Source organism: Streptomyces sp. SAS_281 (assembly GCF_052542855.1).
Window position 1 is genome coordinate 1 of the sequence record NZ_JBMNDO010000197.1, and the last position, 8856, is coordinate 8856.

The following is an 8856-nucleotide window of genomic DNA, read 5'->3' on the forward strand; positions in this document are numbered from 1 at the left end:
CGAGGACCCTGCGGCGTTGAACCGGACGATGTATGCGCAGGCCGGGTTGTTCGCTGTTGAGGTGGCGTTGTTCCGGCTGGTGGAGTCGTGGGGTGTCCGCCCGGATGTTGTGGCGGGGCACTCGATCGGTGAGCTGGCGGCGGCCCATGTGGCAGGCGTGCTGTCGCTGGAGGACGCGGCGACGTTGGTGGCGGCGCGTGGGCGGTTGATGCAGGCGTTGCCCGAGGGCGGAGCGATGGTGGCCGTGCAGGCCGCCGAGGCGGACGTGCTGCCGCTGCTCTCCGACGGTGTGGGTATCGCCGCAGTCAACGGGCCGTCGTCCGTGGTGCTTTCGGGTCTTGAGGCCGAGGTCGTCAGGGTGGCGGAGGAGTTGGCCGCTCAGGGGTGCAAGACGAAGCGGCTGGCGGTCTCCCATGCGTTCCACTCCGCGCTGATGGAGCCGATGCTGGAGGAGTTCCGTGAGGTCGCCGAGTCCGTGACCTACCAGGAGGCGCAGTTCGCAGCTGTGTCGAGCGTGACGGGCAAGGCGGTTGCCGAGGAGTGGTCGACAGCCGACTACTGGGTCGACCAGGTCCGTCAGCCGGTCCGGTTCGCGGATGCGGTGGGGACGTTGGCCGGTCGTGGTGTGACGACGTTCGTGGAGTTGGGTCCGGATGCCGCGCTGGTGCCGATGGGTGCCGAGTGCGTCACCCCGGACCAGGACGGTGACGGTGATGTCGATGAGGTGGCGTTCGTAGCGGTGCAGCGTCGTGACCGTGACGAGGTCGTGGAGCTGGTCACCGGCCTTGGCCGGCTGTACGCCCGAGGGGTGAAGGTCGACTGGCGGGCGTACTTCGCGGGCACCTCCGCCCGTACCACCGACCTGCCCACCTACGCCTTCCAACGCAAGCACTACTGGCTCACGCACGACGAGGCGGGCACCAGCCCTTCGGCCGTCGGGCTCGAGGCCGGCGGGCACCCGCTGCTCGGTGCGGTCGTGCCGCTGGCCGACGGCGAGGGCGCCCTGTTCACGGGACGGTTGTCGGCGCAGTCGCAGCCCTGGCTCGCGGACCACGCGGTCGGGGGCGCGACACTCTTCCCCGGTGCCGGGTTCGTCGAGCTCGCCATCCGTGCCGGTGACCGGTTCGGCTGTGACCTGCTGGAGGAGCTGACCATCGAGTCGCCGCTGGAGCTGCCCGAGCGGGGTGCGGTGGCGCTCCAGGTGTCGGTGGGCCCGGACGACGGCACGGGCAGGCGTACGTTCGGCGTGTACTCGCGCGGCGGGGCGCCGGACGCGGCCTGGGTGCGGCACGCGACGGGTGCGCTGGCCCAGGGTGCCGTGGAGCCGGCCCCCGCCGCGGGCGCCTGGCCCCCGGCCGGGGCGCAGCCGGTCGACCTCACCGGTTTCTACGACGAACTGGCCGACGCGGGCCTGGAGTACGGCCCGGCCTTCCAGGGCGTGACCGCGGCCTGGCGGCACGGCGAGGAGATCCTCGCCGAGGTGACCCTCCCCGTGGAGGGCTCCGCCGAGGGCTACGGTCTGCACCCGGCCCTGCTGGACGCGGCGCTCCACACGGCGGCGCTGGCCGGTACCGGGGACGGCGCCCCGAGGCTGCCGTTCGCCTGGTCGGGAGTGTCGTTGCACGCGTCGGGCGCCTCCGCCCTGCGGGTGCGTACGACGACATCCGGCGACGGCACCCTGTCGCTGACGCTGACCGACCCCGAGGGCGGCCCCGTCCTGTCGGTCGGCTCACTGGTGTCGCGGGAGATTCCCGCTGGAGACCCGGCCGCGTCCTCACGGGCGTCCCTCGACGCGCTGTTCCGGCTGGAATGGCGCGAGATCGCCGTCGCTGACACCGCCGGCCTCTCCACCGGTGACTGGGACGGCCTCGGCGACGGGCCAGTGCCCGACGTGGTCGTCCTGTCCACCGGCCCCGGCACCGACACGGCCGCGGTGCACAACGAGACCCGGCGCGCCCTCACGGCCCTTCAGGCCGTCCTGACGGAGGACCGCTTCGCCGGGTCGACGCTGCTGATCCGCACCGAAGGCGCGGTGGCTCTGCCCGGTGAGGACGTGACGGACCTCGCGGGCGCGGCGGTATGGGGCCTCGCGCGCTCCGCGCAGTCCGAGCACCCCGGGCGGATCGTCCTGGCCGACGCCGCGCACGGCGAGCTGTCCGCGGTGCTGGCCGCCGGCGAATCGCAGGTCGCGGTGCGCGACGGTGTGGTCCACGGAGCGAGGCTCGTGAGGGCTGTCGCCGAGTCCGGCGAGACGCCCGCCACCTTCGACGCCGAGGGGACCGTACTGCTCACGGGCGGCACGGGCGGCCTGGGACGGCTTCTCGCCCGGCACCTGGTGACCGGGCGGGGCGTGCGGCGACTGCTGCTGACGAGCCGTTCCGGTCCGGCCGCCGAGGGCGCCGCCGAACTGATCGACGAGCTGGCCGCGCTCGGTGCCGAGGCGGAGATCGTCGCCTGCGACGCGTCCGACCGGGAGTCGCTCGCCGCGGTACTGGCCGCGATCCCGAAGGAGCACCCGCTGTGCGGGGTGATCCATCTGGCGGCTGTCCTCGACGACGGTGTGATCGGCTCCCTGACGGCGGAGCGCCTGGACACCGTGCTGCGGGCCAAGGCCGACGCGGCGCTGCACCTCCACGAGCTGACGCGGGGCACGGACCTGACGACGTTCACCCTGTTCTCGTCGGCGGCCGGAGTCCTCGGCAACCCCGGCCAGGGCAACTACGCCGCCGCCAACGCGGTCCTGGACGCCCTGGCGGTGCACCGCCGCGCCCAGGGGCTGCCCGCGCAGTCCCTCGCGTGGGGACTCTGGGCGGGTGAGGGCGGCCTGGGCGGCGGCCTGGACGGCGCGGACCGGCAGCGGATGGGCAGGACGGGCATCACGGCGCTGTCCCCCGCCGAGGGAGTCGCCCTCTTCGACACGGCGGGCTCGCTCGACGCCCCCGTACTGCTGCCGATGCGCTTCGATCCGGCCGCCCTGGCCCACGGCGAGGCGGGCACCGTGCCGGACCTGTTCCGTGCGCTGGTCCGGCCCCGCAGCCGGCGCTCCGTGCGGAACGGAAGTCAGGACGGTGCCGCCGCTCTGCGGCAGCGGCTGTCCGGACTCTCACCCGCTGACCGCGGGGCAGCGCTGCTGGAGTTGGTGCGGACGAAGGTGGCCGCGATCCTCGGGCACGCCGGACCGGAGTCCGTCGCATCCGACCGGGCCTTCGGCGACCTGGGATTCGACTCGCTGGCCGCGGTGGAGCTGCGGAACGTCATGAACGCGGCGACCGGGCTGCGGCTGCCGCCCACCCTCGTCTTCGACGCCCCGAACTCCCGCGCCCTCGCCGAGCACCTCGCCGAGGAACTGGCTGCGGAGCTCGGCACCGGACACGGCGGGTCCGCACCTGACGAGGACCCGCAGGACGCGGAGGTCCGCCGCATCCTGCAGGCCGTGCCCATGGCGAAGCTGCGGGAGGCGGGCCTGATGGAGACCCTGCTGCAACTGGCCGGGGCCCGGCCCGAGTCCGTCGGCGAGGCCGAGCGGAGCGAGCTCGGATCGATTGACGAGATGGACGCCGAGAGTCTGATCAACATTGCACTCGGAGGCTCCGGCCTCGACGACGCGAACCGGGAAGTGTGAGGCTGTGATGGGCGGCAACGAGCAGAAGCTGGTCGACGCGCTGCGGGCGTCGATCAAGGAGACCGAGCGACTGCGGACCCAGAACCGGCAGCTGACCGAGGCGTCGCAGGAACCGATCGCGATCGTCGGCATGGCCTGCCGGTACCCGGGCGGCGCCACGTCCGCCGACGAACTGTGGCGGCTCGTCGCGGACGAGACCGACGCGATCAGCGCGTTCCCGACGAACCGCGGCTGGGACCTGGACCGCCTGTACGACCCGGAGGCCCGGCGCGACAACACCTCGTACGTGAACCAGGGCGGATTCCTGCACGAGGCCGGCGACTTCGACGCCGACTTCTTCGGGATCAGCCCGAACGAGGCGCTCATCATGGACCCGCAGCAACGGCTGCTGCTGGAGACGGCGTGGGAGGCGTTCGAGGACGCGGGCATCGATCCGCGCCCGCTCAAGGGCACGCCCACCGGCGTCTTCGCCGGCATGATGTACCACGACTACACGCACAACAACAATTCGGGCGCCATCGCGTCCGGCCGCATCTCCTACGTGTTCGGCTTCGAGGGCCCCTCGGTCACCCTCGACACGGCGTGCTCGTCGTCACTGGTGTCACTTCACCTCGCCGCGCAGTCGCTGCGGTCCGGTGAGTGCTCCCTGGCGCTGGCCGGCGGTGTCGCCGTGATGTCCACCCCCGAGACGTTCATCGAGTTCAGCCGCCAGAAGGCGTCGGCCGAGGACGGGCGCTGCAAGTCGTTCGCCGCCGCCGCCGACGGCTCGGCATGGGCGGAGGGCGTGGGCCTGCTGCTCCTGGAGCGGCTGTCCGACGCGCGGCGCAACGGACACCAGGTCCTCGCCGTCATCCGGGGCTCCGCCGTCAACCAGGACGGCGCGTCCAACGGCTTCTCCGCACCGCACGGACCCTCCCAGCGCAGGGTGATCCGCCAAGCACTGCGGAACGCGGGTCTCACCGCGGTGGACGTCGACGTGGTGGAAGCGCACGGCACCGGCACGACGCTGGGCGACCCCATCGAGGCGCAGGCGCTGCTGGCCACCTATGGCCAGGGCCGGCGCGCCGGTCTTCCGCTCTGGCTCGGCTCGCTGAAGTCCAACATCGGCCACACCCAGACCGCCGCCGGAGTGGCGGGCGTCATCAAGATGGTGCAGGCCATCCGCCACTCCACGCTGCCCAGGACGCTGCACGTGGACGAGCCCACGCCCCAGGTGGACTGGACGACCGGCGACGTGAGGCTGCTGACCGAGGCGCGGCCCTGGCCCGAGACCGGCCGCCCCCGCCGGGCCGGCGTGTCCTCGTTCGGCTTCAGCGGCACCAACGCGCACCTCATCGTCGAGCAGGCACCCCCCGCCGGCACCGAGGAACCGCGGGACACCACCGGCGAGGCCCCCGAGCGGGCCCTCGGCGTCGTGCCCTGGGTGGTGTCGGCGAAGAACGCGGCGGCCCTGCGGGAACAGGCCGGGCGCCTGCTCTCCCACCTGGAGCGGCACCCCGGGCTGAGCCCGGCCGACGTCGGCCACTCGCTCCTCGGCACCCGCGCCCTGTTCGACCACCGCGCGGTGCTCGTGGGCCAGGACCGTGACACCCTGCTGCCCGCCCTGCGGGCGCTGAGCGAAGACCGCCCCGCCCCCGGCCTGGTGCGGGGCGTCGCCGACGAGGCGGGCAAGACCGTCTTCGTCTTCCCCGGACAGGGCTCCCACTGGCACGGCATGGCCGCCGGCCTCATGGACGTCTCGCCGGTCTTCACCGCCCGGATGCGCGAGTGCGCCGAGGCGCTGGCCCCGCACGTCGACTGGTCACCGCTGGCCGTCGCCCGCCAGGAGACGGACGCCCCGACGCTCGACCGGGTCGACGTGGCCCAGCCGATGCTGTGGGCCGTCATGGTCTCGCTGGCCGCGGTATGGCGCCACCACGGCGTGCACCCCTCGGCGGTGATCGGCCACTCCCAGGGCGAGATCGCGGCCGCCTGCGTGGCCGGAGCGCTGTCCCTGGAGGACGGCGCGCGCATCGTGGCGCTGCGCAGCAAGGCCCTGCTGGCGATATCGGGCAAGGGCGCCATGATGTCGATCGTCAAGCCGGCCGAGTTCGTGCGCGAGCGGCTCGCCCCCTTCGAGGGCCGCGTCTCGATCGCGGCGGAGAACGGCCCTAACGCCGTCGTCGTGTCGGGCGACGCCGTCGCGCTGCGGGAGTTCGAGATCACCCTCGCCAAGGCCGGCGTCATGCGCTGGACGATTCCCGGCGTGGACTTCGCCGCCCACTCGGCGCACGTCGAGGAGATCGCCGACGAACTGGCGGCCGCCCTCGCCGGCGTCTCGCCCCGGACCCCCGAGGTCCCGGTCTACTCCACCCTCACCGGCGGCCTGCTGCCCGAGGGCGCCCTCATGGACTCCGCCTACTGGTACCGCAACCTGCGCTCCCCCGTGGAGTTCCACAAGGCGGCCGTCGCCGCCCTGGACGCGGGCCACACCCTCTACGTCGAGTGCAGCCCCCACCCCGTGCTCCGGCCCGGCCTGGAGGAGATCTTCGAGGACAACGGGGTGCGCGCGGCCTCCGTCCAGTCCCTCGTCCGCGAGGACGCCGGCCTGAGCCGGATGACGATCTCCCTGGCGGAGGCCCAGGTCCGCGGCGCCTCGGTGGACCTGACCGGGTACGTCGACGACGCGAAGCGGGTCGCGCTGCCCACGTACGCGTTCCAGCGGCGCCGGGACTGGATCGTCCCGGACGCGGGCGCCTCCGACGTCTCCGCCCTGGGGCAGCTCCCCGTGGAGCACCCCATGCTCGGCGCCGCCGTGGCCCTCGCCGACACCGACAGCCATGTGTTCACCAGCCGGCTCTCCCTGCAGAGTCACCCCTGGCTCGCCGACCACGACGCGCTGGGAACCGTACTCGTGCCCGGCACCGGACTGGTCGAACTGGCCGTCCACGCCGGACACCAGGTCGACTGCGACACCCTTGAGGAACTGACGCTGCGCGCGCCGCTGGTCCTTCCCCGGCAGGGCGGCCTCCACGTGCAGGTGGTCGTCGGCGCCCCCGACACCGAGCTGCGCCGCCGCGTGCAGGTGTACTCCCGGCCCCAGGACGCTCCCACCGACCCCTGGGCGCTGCACGCCGACGGCACCCTCACCGACGGAGCGGCCGAGCCGACGTTCGACCTCGCCGAGTGGCCGCCGCGGGACGCCACCGAGGTGTCGCTCGACGGGGCGTACGAACGCCTCCTGGAACAGGGCTACTTCTACGGGCCGGTGTTCCAGGGGCTCAAGGCGCTGTGGACCCGCGGCGACGAGGTGTTCGCCGAGGCCGTACTGCCCGAGCAGGCACACGCCGACGCCGAACGGTTCGGCCTGCACCCCGCCCTGCTCGACGCCGCCATGCACGCCGGCCTGCTGGAGGACGGCGGAAGCCGGGACGGCGCGACGGTGCTCCCCTTCGCATGGAGCGGTGTCACGCTGTACGCGGCGGGCGCCAAGGCCCTGCGGGTACGCATCACCAAGGCCGACCACGACTCGGTGAGCGTCGCGGTGGCCGATGCCACGGGCCGCCCCGTGATGTCCATCGACTCGCTGGCCGCCCTGCCCGTCACCGCCGAACAGCTCGGCGCCGCCGGCCAGGACCGGCGGGAACTGCCGTACCGCATCACCTGGCAGAAGGCCGCGGCCGTCGACGAGGCCGCCGAGTACACCGAGTGGGCGGCACGGGCCGACGGTGACGAGGCGCCCGCGGTCGTCGTCCACCGCGTGGAAACGCCCGACACCGACACGCTGTCGGGCGTACGGACCGCCCTGTACCGCACCGCGGACGTGCTGCGGGAGTGGCTCACCGACGAGCGCTACGGCGACTCCCGGCTGGTCGTCGTCACACGCGACGCCGTCGCGGTCGACCAGCCCGGCGAGCGCGTCGAGCTGCGCCAGGCACCCGTGTGGGGCCTCGTGCGAGCCGCCCAGGCCGAGAACCCCGGGCGGTTCACGCTCGTGGACCTCGCCGCCGGGGACGGCGCGGACGACGGCCTCGCCGCGGCCATCGTCACGGACGAACCGGAAACGGCGGTACGCGCGGGCGAGGTACTGACCCCGCGGCTCGTGCAGGCCGCCCTGCCCGAAGGCGCGGCCCGCCCGGGGCTCGACCCCGAGGGCACCGTCCTGATCACCGGCGGCACCAGCGGCATCGGCGCCGAGGTCGCCCGCCACCTCGCCGCCACCCGCGGCGTGCGGCACCTGCTGCTGAGCAGCCGCCGGGGCGAGAACACCCCCGGCGTGGCCGAACTGCGTACGGAACTCGCCGCTCTCGGCGCCGAGGCCACCGTCGTCGCCTGCGACGTGGCCGACCGGGAGGCACTGGCCGCGGTCCTGGCCGCCGTACCGGACGGCCACCCCCTCACCGGCGTCGTCCACGCCGCCGGCCTCACCGACAACGGCCTGGTCACCACGCTCACGCCGGACCGCATCGACGCCGTACTGGCGCCCAAGGCGGACGCCGCCTGGCACCTGCACGAGCTGACGTCGGACGCCGACCTCGGTCTGTTCCTGCTGTTCTCCTCCTCCGGCGGCATGGTTCTCGCCTCCGGTCAGGGCAACTACGCCGCCGCCAACGTCTTCCTGGACGCGCTGGCCACCCACCGCCGGGCCCAGGGACTGCCCGCCGCCTCCATGGCCTGGGGCCTGTGGCTCGGCGCCGGTATGAGCGGCCTCCTCCAGGACGTCGACCTCCGACGCATGGCCCGGCAGGGCATGCCCGGCTTCCAGGTGGACGAGGGCCTCGCGCTGCTCGACACCTCTCTGGAGATCGGCGAGCCCGTCCTCGCGCCGCTGCGCATCGACCAGGTGGCGCTGCGGGCACGGGGCGACGAGATCCCCGCCCTCCTGCGCGGCTTGGCACGCACCCCCGGGCGCCGGCTGCGCAAGGCCGCCGACGCCACGGCGGACGCCTCCCTCATCGGACGGACCCTGGCGGGTGCCGACCCGGAGCAGCGCGTCAGGAAGCTGCTCGACATCGTCCGCTCGCATGTGGCCGCCGTCCTCGGGCACGCGCTCCCGGACACCCTCGACCCCGACCAGGCGTTCAAGGACCTCGGCTTCGACTCACTGACCGCGGTGGAGCTGCGCAACCGGCTGAACGGGGCGACCGGCCTCCGGCTGCCGGCCACCCTGGTCTTCGACCACCCGACCGCACAGGCCGTCGCGTCCTACCTGGACACCGCCCTGGGCGGGGGGGGGGGGGGGGGGGGGGGGGGAG

At 73.8% G+C, this 8856-nt stretch carries 2 protein-coding genes; both read left to right on the forward strand.

The window, feature by feature from the left end; all coding sequences use genetic code 11:
* The coding region (locus ACN6LM_RS36910) for an SDR family NAD(P)-dependent oxidoreductase (RefSeq protein WP_445069797.1) at window positions 1-3622 on the forward strand (3622 nt) is incomplete at its 5' end.
* Between the two features lie 4 nt (window positions 3623-3626).
* Window positions 3627-8856: SDR family NAD(P)-dependent oxidoreductase (locus ACN6LM_RS36915; RefSeq protein ID WP_445069798.1), on the forward strand; the 5230-nt coding region annotated here is incomplete at its 3' end.